The sequence below is a fragment of the Clavibacter michiganensis subsp. tessellarius genome (assembly GCF_021922985.1).
Classification (GTDB): Bacteria; Actinomycetota; Actinomycetes; order Actinomycetales; family Microbacteriaceae; genus Clavibacter; species Clavibacter tessellarius.
On record NZ_CP040788.1, the window covers coordinates 150693 to 164530 of the forward strand.

Annotated in this window: 12 protein-coding genes; 8 read left to right on the plus strand and 4 right to left on the minus strand. The window is 71.8% G+C overall.

The features are described 5' to 3' along the window. Positions 1-50 precede the first annotated feature (50 nt). The 4 genes from sdhA to FGG90_RS00675 form a co-directional block, all read right to left on the minus strand. Complete coding sequence (gene sdhA / locus FGG90_RS00660) at positions 51-1874, minus strand: succinate dehydrogenase flavoprotein subunit (protein WP_094126090.1); 1824 nt, start codon at positions 1872-1874, stop codon at positions 51-53. A 34-nt stretch (positions 1875-1908) separates the two neighbouring features. Then, positions 1909-2370 carry a succinate dehydrogenase hydrophobic membrane anchor subunit gene (locus FGG90_RS00665; RefSeq protein WP_063071672.1) on the minus strand — a complete coding sequence of 154 codons (462 nt, stop codon included), beginning with the start codon at positions 2368-2370 and terminating at the stop codon, positions 1909-1911. 2 nt (positions 2371-2372) lie between these two features. Next, the gene (sdhC, locus tag FGG90_RS00670) at positions 2373-2807 is read right to left on the minus strand and encodes a succinate dehydrogenase, cytochrome b556 subunit (RefSeq protein WP_165771342.1); all 435 of its coding nucleotides are present in this window, start codon (positions 2805-2807) and stop codon (positions 2373-2375) included. Between the two features lie 149 nt (positions 2808-2956). Next, positions 2957-4132, minus strand: coding sequence for a glycosyltransferase family 4 protein (locus tag FGG90_RS00675; RefSeq protein ID WP_094126089.1), 1176 nt, complete (start codon positions 4130-4132; stop codon positions 2957-2959). A gap of 117 nt (positions 4133-4249) precedes the next feature. Between FGG90_RS00675 and FGG90_RS00680 the strand changes: the two genes are divergently transcribed. From FGG90_RS00680 to FGG90_RS00715, 8 genes are all read left to right on the plus strand, one after another. Beyond that, positions 4250-5371, plus strand: coding sequence for a mannose-1-phosphate guanylyltransferase (locus tag FGG90_RS00680; RefSeq protein ID WP_094126088.1), 1122 nt, complete (start codon positions 4250-4252; stop codon positions 5369-5371). A gap of 77 nt (positions 5372-5448) precedes the next feature. Then, positions 5449-6525, plus strand: coding sequence for a BMP family lipoprotein (locus FGG90_RS00685; protein WP_094126087.1), 1077 nt, complete (start codon positions 5449-5451; stop codon positions 6523-6525). 150 nt (positions 6526-6675) lie between these two features. Continuing rightward, positions 6676-7770 carry a BMP family lipoprotein gene (locus tag FGG90_RS00690; RefSeq protein WP_094126086.1) on the plus strand — a complete coding sequence of 365 codons (1095 nt, stop codon included), beginning with the start codon at positions 6676-6678 and terminating at the stop codon, positions 7768-7770. Between the two features lie 81 nt (positions 7771-7851). Further along, entirely contained in the window at positions 7852-9393 is a 1542-nt protein-coding gene (locus tag FGG90_RS00695; protein ID WP_094126085.1) for an ABC transporter ATP-binding protein, read from the plus strand. Next, positions 9390-10772: an ABC transporter permease gene (locus FGG90_RS00700; protein WP_210433004.1), complete on the plus strand. Its 1383-nt coding sequence runs from the start codon at positions 9390-9392 to the stop codon at positions 10770-10772. The genes FGG90_RS00695 and FGG90_RS00700 overlap by 4 nt, the downstream gene beginning before the upstream one ends. Beyond that, entirely contained in the window at positions 10769-12067 is a 1299-nt protein-coding gene (locus tag FGG90_RS00705) for an ABC transporter permease (protein WP_094126084.1), read from the plus strand. Before FGG90_RS00700 ends, FGG90_RS00705 begins: the two co-directional genes overlap by 4 nt. After that, a complete protein-coding gene (locus FGG90_RS00710) occupies positions 12064-12495 on the plus strand; it encodes a cytidine deaminase (protein ID WP_094126083.1) in 432 nt (143 codons plus the stop codon). The genes FGG90_RS00705 and FGG90_RS00710 overlap by 4 nt, the downstream gene beginning before the upstream one ends. Further along, positions 12492-13790 (plus strand): thymidine phosphorylase, encoded by a 1299-nt coding sequence (locus FGG90_RS00715; protein WP_094126082.1) that lies wholly within the window; start codon positions 12492-12494, stop codon positions 13788-13790. Before FGG90_RS00710 ends, FGG90_RS00715 begins: the two co-directional genes overlap by 4 nt. Positions 13791-13838: the final 48 nt, after the last annotated feature.

The following is a 13838-nucleotide window of genomic DNA, read 5'->3' on the forward strand; positions in this document are numbered from 1 at the left end:
TCCTATTCCGTAGGTGGTGCGGTGATGTGCGTCGGCGCTGACCCCGCGGGTCAGTACTTCCGCTCCATCGGCTGGTAGTTCGTGATGACCACGGGCTTGGTGCTCAGCTTGATGTGGTCGCCGGCGTCGGTGCTGTGCGCGTCGCCGGTGAGGTACGCCATGGTGTGGACCATGTAGTTCTCGTCGTCCCGCTTGGGGAAGTCCTCGCGGAAGTGGCCGCCGCGGCTCTCCTTGCGGTACATCGCCGAGTACACGACGACCTCCGCCAGGTCGAGCAGGAAGCCGAGCTCGATGGCCTCGAGCAGGTCGGTGTTGAAGCGCTGGCCCTTGTCCTGCACCTGGATGTTCGTGTACCGCTCGCGCAGGTCGGCGATCACCTTGGTGACCTCGATCAGCGTGTCCTCGGTGCGGAACACCTGGGCGTTGCGGTCCATCGACTCCTGCAGCTCGCGGCGCAGGGTCGAGATCCGCTCGGTGCCGTTGGAGTTCCGCGCGCCCTCGACGAGGCCCTTCACGAAGTCGGCCGCGTCGGCGGGCAGCGGCGTGAAGTCGACCGTCTTCACGTACTCGGCCGCGTAGTTGCCCGCGCGCTTGCCGAACACGTTGATGTCGAGGAGCGAGTTGGTGCCGAGGCGGTTGGATCCGTGGACGGACACGCACGCGCACTCGCCGGCCGCGTAGAGGCCGGGCACCACGGTCGTGTTGTCCGAGAGGACCTCGGCCTTGATGTTCGTGGGGATGCCGCCCATCGCGTAGTGCGCGGTGGGGAGCACGGGCACGGGCTCCGTGTAGGGCTCGACGCCGAGGTACGTGCGCGCGAACTCCGTGATGTCCGGGAGCTTGGCGTCGATGACGGCGGGCTCGAGGTGCGTGATGTCGAGGTAGACGTAGTCCTTGTTCGGGCCGGCGCCGCGGCCCTCGCGGATCTCGGTCGCCATGCAGCGCGCGACGATGTCGCGGGGAGCGAGGTCCTTGATGGTGGGGGCGTACCGCTCCATGAAGCGCTCGCCCTCGCTGTTGCGGAGGATCGCGCCCTCGCCGCGGGCGGCCTCCGAGAGGAGGATGCCGAGGCCGGCGAGCCCGGTCGGGTGGAACTGGAAGAACTCCATGTCCTCGAGCGGCAGGCCCTTGCGCCAGATGATCCCGACGCCGTCGCCCGTGAGCGTGTGCGCGTTCGAGGTCGTCTTGTAGATCTTGCCGAAGCCGCCCGTGGCGAAGATGACGGCCTTCGACTGGAAGACGTGGATCTCGCCGGTCGACAGCTCGAGGGCCACGACGCCCGCGGGCTGCTCCTTGCCGTCGACCTCGGCCATGACGAGGTCGAGGACGTAGAACTCGTTGAAGAAGTTGATGCCGAACTTGACGCAGTTCTGGTACAGCGTCTGCAGGATCATGTGGCCCGTGCGGTCGGCCGCGTAGCAGGACCGGCGGACGGGGCTCTTGCCGTGGTCGGCCGTGTGCCCGCCGAACCGCCGCTGGTCGATCTTGCCGTCGGGCGTGCGGTTGAAGGGGAGGCCCATGTTCTCGAGGTCGATGACCGCGTCGATGGCCTCCTTGGCGAGGATCTCCGCCGCGTCCTGGTCGACGAGGTAGTCGCCGCCCTTGACGGTGTCGAAGGTGTGCCACTCCCAGCTGTCCTCCTCGACGTTCGCGAGCGCCGCGGCCATGCCGCCCTGCGCCGCGCCCGTGTGGGAGCGGGTGGGGTAGAGCTTCGAGATGACGGCCGTGTTCGCCTGCGGTCCCGCCTCGATCGCCGCGCGCATGCCGGCGCCGCCCGCACCCACGATCACGATGTCGAACTGGTGGTAGTGGACGCCGTCCACGATGGTGCTCGCGGAGGGCTCGGAACCGGGGGTCGCGGTCTCAGTGGTCACAGGACTCTTTCTCGAGGCGGATGGGCGGCGGGGATCAGATGTCGCCGCAGAAGGAGGGCAGGAGGTCCGCGGGCTGGCCGGCGGGGCACGGGTCGAACGTGAAGACCACGAGCGTGCCGAGCACGATGAGGACCACCGTGGACGCGACGAGGGCGCCCTTGAGGATCGTCCGGGTGCGGGGCGACGCGGCGTAGTCGTTCACGAGCGTGCGCATGCCGTTGGCGCCGTGGATGACCGCGAGCCAGAGCAGCGCGATGTCCCACACCTTCCAGAACGGGTCGGAGAGCTTGCCGCCGACGAAGGCGAAGTCGATGGCCTTGATGCCCTCGCCGTTGATGAGGTTGACGTAGAGGTGGCCGAAGATGAGCACGACGAGCACGACGCCCGATGCGCGCATGTACATCCAGCCCCACTTCTCCCAGTTGATCCCGCCCTGGGGGCGCGGACGCGGCTGGCGGGGACGCTCGATGCTCACCTGCTGTGCGATGTCGCTCATGATCAGATCCATCCCGCTTCGCTGAACACGTTCATGAGGTGGCGCGGCACGAAGCCGGCCATGAGCACGACCCACAGGCCGATGACCACGTAGAACATGAGGCGCTGGTGCTTGGCGCCGAAGCGCCAGAAGTCGATGAGGATGATGCGCAGCCCGTTGAGCGCGTGGAAACCGATGGCGCCGACGAGGGCGACCTCGCCGATGCCCATGATCGGGTTCTTGTACGTGCCGATGACCGCGTTGTACGCCTCGGGGCTGACCCGGATGAGGCTCGTGTCGAGCACGTGCACGAGGAGGAAGAAGAAGATGGACACGCCGGTGATGCGGTGCAGGACCCACGACCACATGCCCTCGCGGCCCCGGTACAGCGTCCCGGCGGGGACCTTCGGTGCGCGTGAGGCCTGCGGTGCCCGGGTTCCTGCCGTCTTGATGGACACGGAACGACCCTCCCTGATGCTGGTGCTCCGTGGGCGGAGCCCTTCCGCGCCGTCTTTGCGCGTCCCCCGAGTCTACGGCCGGCCCTGCGCGCCCGCCCGTTAGGGGACCCTAAGCGGCGACGGCCCGTCCGGAGGCGGCGGGACGGGCCTCAGGCTCCGACGGGCACGGCGTCGGGCGCCGTCGGATCCGCGGAGGCGAGGGACGACCGGCGGGCGGAGACCGCGCGGCCGTAGTGGCCGATCAGCTCGTCGCCGATGGTGGCCCACGACCGGCCGAGGACCGCCCGGCGACCGGCCTCGCCCATGCGGAGGCGCATCGGCTCGCTCGCGGCCAGCTCGGCGACGAGCCGGCGCAGGTCCGCGTCCCGCGGCGACGCGGGGTCGAAGAGGAAGCCGTCCCTGCCGTGGTCGACGAGGTCGATGGGGCCGCCCGCGTGCGGGGCGACGACGGGGAGGCCGGAGGCGTGCGCCTCCTGCACCGTCTGGCCGAAGGTCTCCTCGGTGCCGGTGTGCACGAACACGTCCATGGCGGCGTAGGCGGCCGCCAGCTCGCGTCCGCCGACGCGGCCGAGCCAGGTGACGGGCATGCCGGCGAGGGCCCGGCGGGCGGAGGCCTGGCTCGGGCCGTCGCCCGCGATGAGGAAGCGCGCGCCGGGGATGCCGCGGAGCGCCTGCATCCGCTCGAGCTGCTTCTCGGGCGCGATGCGCCCCACGTAGCCGACGACCGTCTCCCCGCCCGGGGCGACCCGGCGGCGGAGCGCGACCGCGTCGTCCATGGCGCGGTTGCGCGGGTGGTAGCGGTCGAGGTCCACGCCGCGGCCCCAGCGCGCGACGCGCTCGACGCCCGCGGCGGCGAGGTCGGCGGCCGCGGCGCTCGAGGGCGCGAGGGTCAGGTCGGCGCCCTGGTGGATCCACCGCACCAGCCGCCACACGGACGGCGCGGTCGCGGCGAGGCCGTTGCGGCGCGCGTACCCGGCGACGTCGGTCTGGAACACCGCGACCGAGGGGGTGTCGATGCGGGTGGCGGCGGCGATCGCCTGCGCGCCGAGGAAGAGGGGGGAGGCCGCGTGCAGCACGTCCGGCGCGAAGTCGGTGAGGAGGCGCAGCACCTGCGGGTTCGGGATCCCGACGGGGAACTGCCGGTAGGCGATGGCGGGGACGCCGTGCACGCGGAAGCCCGCGAACTCCGCCGGGGCCCCGGCGTCGGGGGCGATCACGAGCACCTCGTGCCCGCGGTCCCGCAGGTGCTCGAGGACACGGCAGACGCTCGTGGTGACGCCGTTGACGGTGGGGAGGAAGCTCTCGCTGACGACGGCTACGCGCATGCCCACGACGCTAGGCACCGGGCCCGAACCCGCTCCCGTCCCGTCGTGAACGCGCCGTTGCCGGCGCGTGAACTCGGCGCATCCAGCGGGCTCTCGGCCCTCTACTAGGGTGGGCCCATGGCCGAGCAGACGAGCGCGATCTCCCGTTTCTACAGCGTGATCCCCGCGGGGGGAGTGGGCTCGCGGCTCTGGCCACTCTCGCGCGCCGACGCCCCGAAGTTCCTGCACGACCTCACCGGATCCGGTCGCACGCTCCTCCGGGACACGTGGGAGCGCCTCGCCCCGCTGTCCGGCGAGGACCGGATCATGGTCGTCACCGGCCGCGCCCACCGCGCCGCCGTCGAGGCCCAGCTGCCCGAGCTCGCCGACCTCAACGTCGTGCTGGAGAGCGAGGGCCGGGACAGCACCGCGGCCATCGCGCTCGCCGCCGCCATCCTCGAGCGCCGGGAGCCCGGCGTCATCATCGGCTCCTTCGCGGCCGACCACGTCATCGCCGACCCGGACCGCTTCCGCGACACCGTGCGCGAGGCCGTCATCGCCGCGGACGCCGGCTACATCACCACCATCGGCATCACGCCCACGGAGCCCGCGACCGGGTTCGGCTACATCCACACCGGCAAGGCGCTCAGCATCGCCGACGCCCCGCACGCCCTCGAGGTCGCCTCCTTCGTGGAGAAGCCGAGCATCGGCGTCGCGCGCGGCTACGTGAAGGGCGGCACGCACCTCTGGAACGCGGGCATGTTCATCGCCCGCGCGGACCGCCTCCTGGAGGAGCTCGGCCGCACCGAGCCGGAGCTCCTGAAGGGCGTGCTCGAGCTCGCCGAGGCGTGGGACACCGCCGACCGCGGCGTGGTCGTCGACCGCGTCTGGCCGAACCTCAAGAAGATCGCCATCGACTACGCGGTCGCCGAGCCGGCCGCCGCGCGCGGGGCCCTCGCCGTGATCCCCGGCCGCTTCGCCTGGGACGACGTGGGCGACTTCGCGTCCGTCGCCAAGATGCACTCGAACGGGCGGAAGTCCGACCTCGTGATCCTCGGCGAGGACGCCCGCGTGCTCGCCGACGCGTCGAGCGGCATCGTGGTCGCCAACAGCAAGCGCGTCATCAGCCTCATCGGCGTGCGGGACATCGTGGTGGTCGACACCCCCGACGCCCTGCTCGTCACGACGAAGGAGAACGCGCAGCGCGTGAAGAGCGTGGTGGACGCGCTCAAGCTCAGCGGCGGGACCGACGTCCTGTAGTAACGAACGGGTAACGAACCCCTCCGGGGGTTTCCGGCGGCCGAGGGCGCTCGGAGCCGCGCCGTTAGATTCCGGGGATGCCCCGCATCCGCCGCGTCGTCCGCGCCGCCTCCCTGCCCCTCGCCCTCCTGGCCGCCGCGTCCCTGGCGGGCTGCGGCGCCGCCCCCGATCCGTCCGCCAGCACCACCGCGGGCGCGAGCGGCTACTGCGCCCGCATGGTCACGAACTCCGGCGGCCTCCAGGACCGCTCGTTCAACCAGTCGAGCTGGGAGGGCCTGCAGCGCGCCGAGCAGGAGCTCGGCATCCAGGCCGACGTGCTCGTCTCCACCTCGGAGACCGACCTCGCGCCGAACGTGGAGCAGGCCGTCGGCACGGGGTGCGGATTCATCCTCACCGTGGGCTACGAGCTGGCGGAGGCGACCACCGCGGCGGCCGCCGAGAACCCCGACGTGCACTTCTCCATCGTCGACGAGGTCGTCGACGCCCCGAACGTGAAGCCGCTCGTCTTCGACACGGCGCAGGCCTCCTACCTCGCGGGCTACCTCGCGGCGGGCGTCAGCGAGACCGGCAAGGTCGGCACGTTCGGCGGCGGCAACCAGCCGCCCGTCACCCTCTTCATGGACGGCTTCGTCGACGGCGTCGCCGCGTACAACCAGGCGCACGGCACGAGCGTCCAGGCGCTCGGCTGGGACGCGGCCGCGCAGGACGGCACGTTCACCGGCGACTTCGAGGACGTGTCGAAGGGCCAGAACACGACGCAGAACCTGCTCGACCAGGGCGCCGACGTGATCATGCCCGTCGCCGGCCAGGTGGGGGAGGGCGCCGCGTCGGCGATCCTCGCGCACGGCAGCGGCAAGCTGATCTGGGTCGACAACGACGGCTACGACACCCTCCCCGCGGAGTACCGGCCGCTCCTGCTGACGAGCGTGCTGAAGGACACCGGGCAGGCCGTGGTCGACATCGTGGGCGACGACCAGCAGGGCACCTTCTCCTCGGAGCCCTACGTGGGGACGCTCGCCAACGGCGGCGTGGGCCTCGCGCAGTACCACGACCTCGCGGCCTCGGTGTCGCCCGAGCTGCAGTCCGAGCTCGACGCGCTGAAGGCCCGGATCGTCTCCGGCGACGTGCAGGTGAAGTCGATCTCGACCCCCTAGCAGAGCCCGTGTTGCCGCGGTGTTTCGGGGCAATCGCGGATCGGCAACGATTGCGCCCCCGGCCCCGATCCGGGCGCCGGGGGCATTCCCGCGCATGGGTAACATGAACGCACATCGCCCGGGGGACCCGGGCTGCACCTGGAGGCCACAGTGACCATCACCACCCGAAAGGCCGCCCTCGGCGGTCTCGCCGCCGTCGGCATCACCGCGATCCTCGCGGGCTGCGGCGCCGCCCCCGAGTCGACCGCGGGAGGCACCGGCGGAGCCGCGAAGAGCGACCTCGTCTCCTGCATGGTCTCCGACTCGGGCGGCTTCGACGACAAGTCGTTCAACCAGCTCGGCTTCGAGGGGCTCACCAAGGGCGCCGAGGCCGCGGGCCTCGCGACCCCGAAGACCGTCGAGTCGGCCGCCGAGACCGACTTCGCGCCGAACCTCACGAACCTCGCCGACCAGGGCTGCGGCCTGATCGTCACCGTCGGCTTCCTTCTGGCCGACGCCACCAAGGAGGCGGCCGCGGCCAACTCCGACATCGAGTACGCGATCATCGACGACGCGTCCATCGACGCCCCGAACGTGAAGCCCATCACGTTCAACACGAGCGAGGCCGCGTTCCTCGCCGGCTACGCGGCGGCGGCCTACTCGAAGACCGGCACGGTCGGCACCTTCGGCGGCCTGCAGATCCCGACCGTCACGATCTTCATGGACGGCTTCGTCGACGGCGTGAAGTACTACAACGAGCAGAAGGGCAAGGACGTGAAGGCCATCGGCTGGGACGTCGCGAGCCAGACCGGGTCCTTCACGGGCGGCTTCGAGGCGAACCCCGCCGCGAAGACCAGCGCGCAGACGCTGATCGACCAGGGCGCGGACGTCATCATGCCCGTCGGCGGCCCCATCTTCCTCAGCGCCGGCCAGGCGATCCGCGACTCCGGCGACAAGAAGGTCGTCATGGTGGGCGTCGACTCCGACGCGTACGAGACCGCGCCCGACCTCAAGGACCTCTTCCTCACCTCGGTGCTCAAGGGCATCGACGCGGGCGTCGAGGACGTCGTGAAGACGGCCGCCGCGGACGAGTTCGACGCGAAGCCCTACGTCGGCACGCTGGAGAACGGCGGCGTCGACATCGCCCCGTTCCACGACTACGAGTCCGAGGTCCCGTCGGACCTGTCCGGCGAGATCGAGACGATCAAGGCCGGCATCATCGACGGCTCCATCACCGTCGAGTCGCCCTCGTCGCTGACGAAGTAGCATCGAACGCACCGCGGGGGGATCGGCAGGCGCCGGTCCCCCCGCCGCGTGTCCACCCGACCCACCGAACGGATTGATCCGATGAAGCTCGAACTGCGGGGCATCACCAAGCGCTTCGGCGCCCTGGTCGCCAACGACCACATCGACCTCGTGGTCCAGCCGGGGGAGATCCACTGCCTCCTGGGCGAGAACGGCGCCGGCAAGTCCACGCTGATGAACGTGCTCTACGGCCTGTACCAGGCGGAGGAGGGCGACATCCTCCTCGACGACGAGGTGGCCCGGTTCGCCGGACCCGGCGACGCGATGGCCGCCGGCATCGGCATGGTGCACCAGCACTTCATGCTCATCCCCGTCTTCACGGTCGCGGAGAACGTCATGCTCGGCCACGAGGAGACGAAGCTCGGCGGCCGGCTCGACCTGGCGGGGGCCCGCGCGAAGGTGCGCGAGATCTCCGCCCGCTTCGGCTTCGACGTGGATCCCGACGCTCTGGTCGACGACCTGCCCGTGGGCGTGCAGCAGCGCGTCGAGATCATCAAGGCGCTGTCGCGCGACGCGAAGGTGCTCGTGTTCGACGAGCCGACCGCCGTGCTCACGCCGCAGGAGACCGACGAGCTCATGGTCATCATGAAGCAGCTGCGGGACGCGGGCACGGGCATCGTCTTCATCACCCACAAGCTGCGCGAGGTGCGCGAGGTCGCGGACCGCATCACGGTCATCCGGCTCGGCAAGGTCGTCGGCGAGGCCGAGCCCACCGCCAGCAACGCCGAGCTCGCCTCCCTCATGGTCGGTCGGAGCGTCTCGCTCACGGTCGCGAAGGCCGCGGCGACGCCCGGCGACGCGGCCCTCGTCGTGCGCGACCTCACGGTGGTGGACGCGGCCGGCCAGGTCGTCGTCGACGGCGTGAGCTTCGAGGTGCACGCGGGGGAGATCCTCGCGATCGCCGGCGTGCAGGGCAACGGCCAGACCGAGCTGACCGAGGCGATCCTCGGGCTCCAGGCGCGCGTCACCGGCACCATCGACCTCGACGGCACGCGCCTCACGGGCCGCTCCGTGCGCCGCGTGCTCGACGCGGGCGTGGGCTTCGTGCCCGAGGACCGCAACGAGGACGGCCTCGTCCCCGAGTTCACGATCGCCGAGAACCTCATGCTCGACCGGTCCGACAGCCCGCCGTTCGTGGTGGCCGGATCCCTGAAGCTCGCCTACCTCGACGAGTTCGCGCGCGACCGCGTGCGCGAGTTCGACATCCGCACTCAGGGCATCGACACCCACGTCGGGCGCCTGTCCGGCGGCAACGCGCAGAAGGTCGTGCTCGCGCGCGAGCTCAGCCGCGAGCTGCGGCTCCTCGTCGCCGCGCAGCCCACGCGCGGCCTCGACGTCGGGTCCATCGAGTTCGTGCACACGCGCGTCGTCGAGACCCGCGACCGCGGCCTGCCGGTCATCGTCGTCTCCACGGAGCTCGACGAGGTCGCGGCGCTGGCCGACCGGATCGCCGTGATGTACCGCGGCGGCATCGTCGGCATCGTCCCGGGCGACACCCCGCGCGACGTGCTCGGCCTGATGATGGCCGGCGAGGTCCCCGCATCCGTCCCCACCCCCACGACCGCCGGAGGGCGCACCGCATGACCGACGACACCACTCGTCCCGAGGGCACGGGCCCCGAGGACCCGTCCGCCGGACAGCTGCCCGCGTCCGGTCGCGAGGCCGGATCCGTGGGCGACCCCACGCGCGCGGAGGCGCCCGCGGGCGTGACCGCCGTGGACGTCGCCGCCCCCGCCGACGGCTCCGGCCGCGACGCCGAGGGGTCGCGCGCCGGACAGGTCCTCCGCGAGATCGCGTCGGGCAGCGCGCTGCTGTCCGTCCTCGCGGTCGTGCTGTCGCTCATCGTCGGCGCGCTGCTCATCGCCGTGACCGACGAGCGCGTCCAGACCGCCGCCGTCTACTTCTTCCAGCGCCCCACCGACACGCTGAGCGCGGCGTGGGACGCCGCGTCGGGCGCGTACTCCGCGCTCTTCCAGGGGTCGATCTACAACTTCCGCCGCCCGGGCTTCGCGAACGGCATCAAGCCGCTCACCGAGACGCTCACCTTCGCCACCCCGCTCATCGCGGCCGGCCTCGGCGTCGCGCTCGCGTTCCGCGTGGGCCTGTTCAACATCGGCGCGCGCGGGCAGATGCTCATCGCCGCCGCGTGCGCCGGCTGGGTCGGCTTCAGCTTCGACATTCCGCCCGTGATCCACCTCGTGCTCGCGGTCGGCGCCGGCATCCTCGGCGGTGCGCTCTGGGGCGGGATCGTCGGGCTCCTCAAGGCGCGCACCGGCGCGCACGAGGTGATCGTCACGATCATGCTCAACTACGTCGCGTTCTACCTCCTCTCCTACCTGCTGCGGACCCCGGGCCTGCTGCAGGCGCCCGGGTCCAACAACCCGAAGACCCCGGGCATGAAGGACAGCGCGGTGTTCCCCGCCCTCCTCGGCGACGGCTACTCGCTGCACGCGGGCTTCCTCGTGGTCGTCGTCGCGACCGTGGTGGTCTGGTACCTGCTCAACCGCTCGGGCCTCGGGTTCCGGTTCCGCGCGGTGGGCGAGAACCCCAGCGCGGCACGGGTCGCGGGCATCGACGTGAAGAACTCGTACCTCTACGCCATGCTCATCTCCGGTGGGCTCGCGGGCCTCGCCGGGGCGAGCCAGGTGCTCGGCACCGTCACCACCGGCTTCAGCTCCGGGATCGACGCGGGCATCGGCTTCGACGCCATCACGGTGGCGTTGCTCGGCCGCAGCCGGCCGTGGGGCGTCTTCGTCGCCGGCATCCTGTTCGGCGCGTTCAAGGCCGGCGGGTTCTCGATGCAGGCGGCCGAGGGCGTGCCCATCGACATCGTCGTGGTCGTCCAGTCGCTCATCGTCCTGTTCATCGCGGCGCCCCCGCTCGTGCGGGCGGTCTTCCGCCTCCCCGCGCCGGGTCAGGCGCGCCGCACCACCCGGATCCGGAAGGCGGCGACGGCATCGTGACCGCGACCACCCCCGCGCAGGCGCCCGCCGCGCACGACCCCCAGGCGGCGGCCCTCGAGCGCGCCGTGACGACGAGCTGGAAGGCGCCCGTCGCCTTCGGCGTCTTCACGGTGATCTCGCTCGTCCTCTTCGTGCTCCTCGGCCGCGAGGGCTCGAGCACGTTCGGCCTCTCCACCGGGACCGACCTCATCCAGCTGGCGCCCCTCGTGCTGCCGACCGCCGCGACCGGCATCGCCGTCACGGTGGCGCTGGCCGTGATGACCGTGGTCTCGGCCGTGCTCGTGCGCCGCGCCGCGAAGGTGCAGCTGTGGTTCACGGCCGTCTTCGCGATCCTCTTCCTCGTCGCGTTCCTCACCTGGGCGTCCGCGGGCCAGACGATCCCCGTGCCCGGCCTCCTCGTCGGCACCGTGAGCCTGTCGGTGCCGCTCATCTTCGGCGCGCTCGGCGGCGTGCTCTCGGAGCGCGTCGGCGTCGTGAACGTCGCCATCGAGGGGCAGCTGCTCGCCGGCGCCTTCGTCTCGGCGGTCGTCGCGTCGATCACCGGGCAGCCGCTCATCGGGCTCGCCTCGGCGATGGTCGCCGGCATGCTGGTCTCGTTCGTGCTCGCCGCGTTCGCGATCAAGTACCTCGTCGACCAGGTGATCGTGGGCGTCGTGCTCAACGTGCTCGTCACGGGCCTCACGAGCTTCCTGTTCTCGCAGGTGCTCTCGGCCGACCCCGAGCGGCTCAACTCGCCGCCGCGCTTCGACCGGATCGACATCCCGCTCCTCGGCCAGATCCCGATCATCGGTCCCGTGCTCTTCCGGCAGACGATCATCGTCTACCTCATGTACGTGGCCGTGTTCCTCGTCTGGTACTGCCTCTTCCACACGCGCTGGGGCCTCCGCCTCCGCGCGGTCGGCGAGCACCCGCAGGCCGCCGACACCGTCGGCATCAAAGTCGCGCGCACCCGGTTCTGGAACGTGTCCCTGGCGGGCGCGATCGCGGGTCTCGGCGGCGCGTTCTTCACCCTCGGCTCGGTGGGCGCGTTCAACAAGGAGATGACGGCGGGCGCCGGCTTCATCGCGCTGGCCGCGGTCATCTTCGGCCGGTGGGATCCGCTGCGCGCCACGCTCGCGGCCCTCCTGTTCGGCTTCGCGAGCAACCTGCAGAACGTCCTCGGCGTCATCGGGTCGCCCGTGCCGAGCGAGTTCATGCTGATGCTGCCGTACGTCGTGACCATCGCCGCGGTCGCCGGACTGGTGGGGCAGGTGCGCGGCCCGGCCGCCGCCGGCAAGCCCTACGTGAAGTCGTGAGCGCCGGGGAGCCCGTGGGGTCGGGCGGCATCGACTGGGGATCGCTCCGCGAGGCGGCGCACGAGGCCATGGGCCGGGCGTACGTCCCGTACTCGCGGTTCCCCGTGGGCGTCGCGGCCATCGCGACCGACGGCCGCGTGATCACCGGCTGCAACGTCGAGAACGCCTCCTACGGCCTCACTCTCTGCGCCGAGTGCGCGCTCGTCTCGGTCCTGCACCTCACCGGCGGCGGCCAGCTCGTGGCCTTCACCTGCGTGGACGGCGACGGCAACATCCTCATGCCGTGCGGACGCTGCCGGCAGCTGCTGTTCGAGCACGCGGTGCCGGGCATGCTGCTGGAGACCGTGTCGGGGATCCGCACCATCGACGAGGTGCTGCCCGACGCCTTCGGGCCGAGCACGCTGGACGCGTACGGGGACCGCGCGTGAGCGCCGCGTACGACGTCGTCGACCTGATCCGCACGAAGCGCGACGGCGGCCGGCTCTCGACGCCCGAGATCGACTGGCTCGTGGCGGCGTACACCGACCGCTACGTGGCCGACGAGCAGATGGCCGCGCTCGCGATGGCGATCCTGCTGCGGGGCATGGACCGCACCGAGATCCGCGACCTCACGCTCGCCATGATCGCGAGCGGCGAGACGCTCGACTTCTCGCAGCTCGGCAAGCCCACGGTCGACAAGCACTCCACGGGCGGCGTGGGCGACAAGATCACCCTCCCGCTCATGCCGCTCGTCGCGTCCTACGGCGTCGCGGTGCCGCAGCTCTCGGGCCGCGGCCTCGGCCACACGGGCGGCACGCTCGACAAGCTCGAGTCGATCCCCGGCTGGCGCGCCGACCTCTCCACCGAGGAGATGGTGCAGCAGATGAAGGACCACGGCGGCGTCGTCTGCGCGGCCGGCAGCGGCCTCGCGCCCGCGGACAAGCGGCTCTACGCGTTGCGCGACACCACGGGGACGGTCGAGGCGATCCCGCTCATCGCCTCGAGCATCATGAGCAAGAAGATCGCGGAGGGCACGGGCGCGCTCGTCCTCGACGTGAAGTTCGGCGGCGGCGCCTTCATGACCGACATCGACCGGTCGCGCGAGCTCGCGCGCACCATGGTCGAGCTCGGCACGGACGCGGGGGTGCGGACGACCGCGCTCCTCACCGACATGGACGTGCCGCTCGGCCTCGCCATCGGCAACGCCAACGAGGTGCGCGAGTCCGTGGAGGTGCTCGCGGGCGGCGGTCCCGCCGACGTCGTGGAGCTCACGGTCGCGCTCGCGCGGGAGATGCTCGCGGCGGTCGGGATCCCGGACGCCGACGTCCAGGACGCCCTCCGCGACGGACGCGCCATGGACTCGTGGCGCGCCACCGTGCGGGCGCAGGGCGGGGATCCGGACGCCGCGCTGCCCGTCGCCCGCGAGACCCACGTGGTCACCGCGGAGCGCGACGGCGTGCTCGTGCGGCAGGACGCGCTCCCGTTCGGCATCGCGGCCTGGCGCCTCGGCGCCGGGCGCGCGCGCCAGGGCGACGCCGTGCAGCACGCCGCGGGCGTCGACCTGCACGTCAAGCCGGGGGACGCCGTCCGCCGCGGCGACCCGCTCTTCACGCTGTCCGCCGACGAACCCGAGCGGTTCGCGCGCGCGCTCGAGTCGCTCGAGGGCGCCTACCGCGTCGGCGACCCGGAGGAGCACGTCGCGCGCGGCCCGCTCGTGCGGGAGCGCATCACCGCCGAGGGCTGATCCGGGGCCGGCCGCCGTCGCAGGACGACGGCCGGCACCCGCGCCCGC

Excerpts from the sequence above, each read along its gene's own strand:
- FGG90_RS00680 (WP_094126088.1), top strand. The coding sequence starts at position 4,250 with ATGGCCGAGCAGACGAGCGCGATCTCCCGTTTCTACAGCGTGATCCCC.
- FGG90_RS00675 (WP_094126089.1), bottom strand. The coding sequence starts at position 4,132 with ATGCGCGTAGCCGTCGTCAGCGAGAGCTTCCTCCCCACCGTCAACGGC.
- FGG90_RS00665 (WP_063071672.1), bottom strand. The coding sequence starts at position 2,370 with ATGAGCGACATCGCACAGCAGGTGAGCATCGAGCGTCCCCGCCAGCCG.
- FGG90_RS00685 (WP_094126087.1), top strand. The coding sequence starts at position 5,449 with ATGCCCCGCATCCGCCGCGTCGTCCGCGCCGCCTCCCTGCCCCTCGCC.
- FGG90_RS00695 (WP_094126085.1), top strand. The coding sequence starts at position 7,852 with ATGAAGCTCGAACTGCGGGGCATCACCAAGCGCTTCGGCGCCCTGGTC.
- FGG90_RS00700 (WP_210433004.1), top strand. The coding sequence starts at position 9,390 with ATGACCGACGACACCACTCGTCCCGAGGGCACGGGCCCCGAGGACCCG.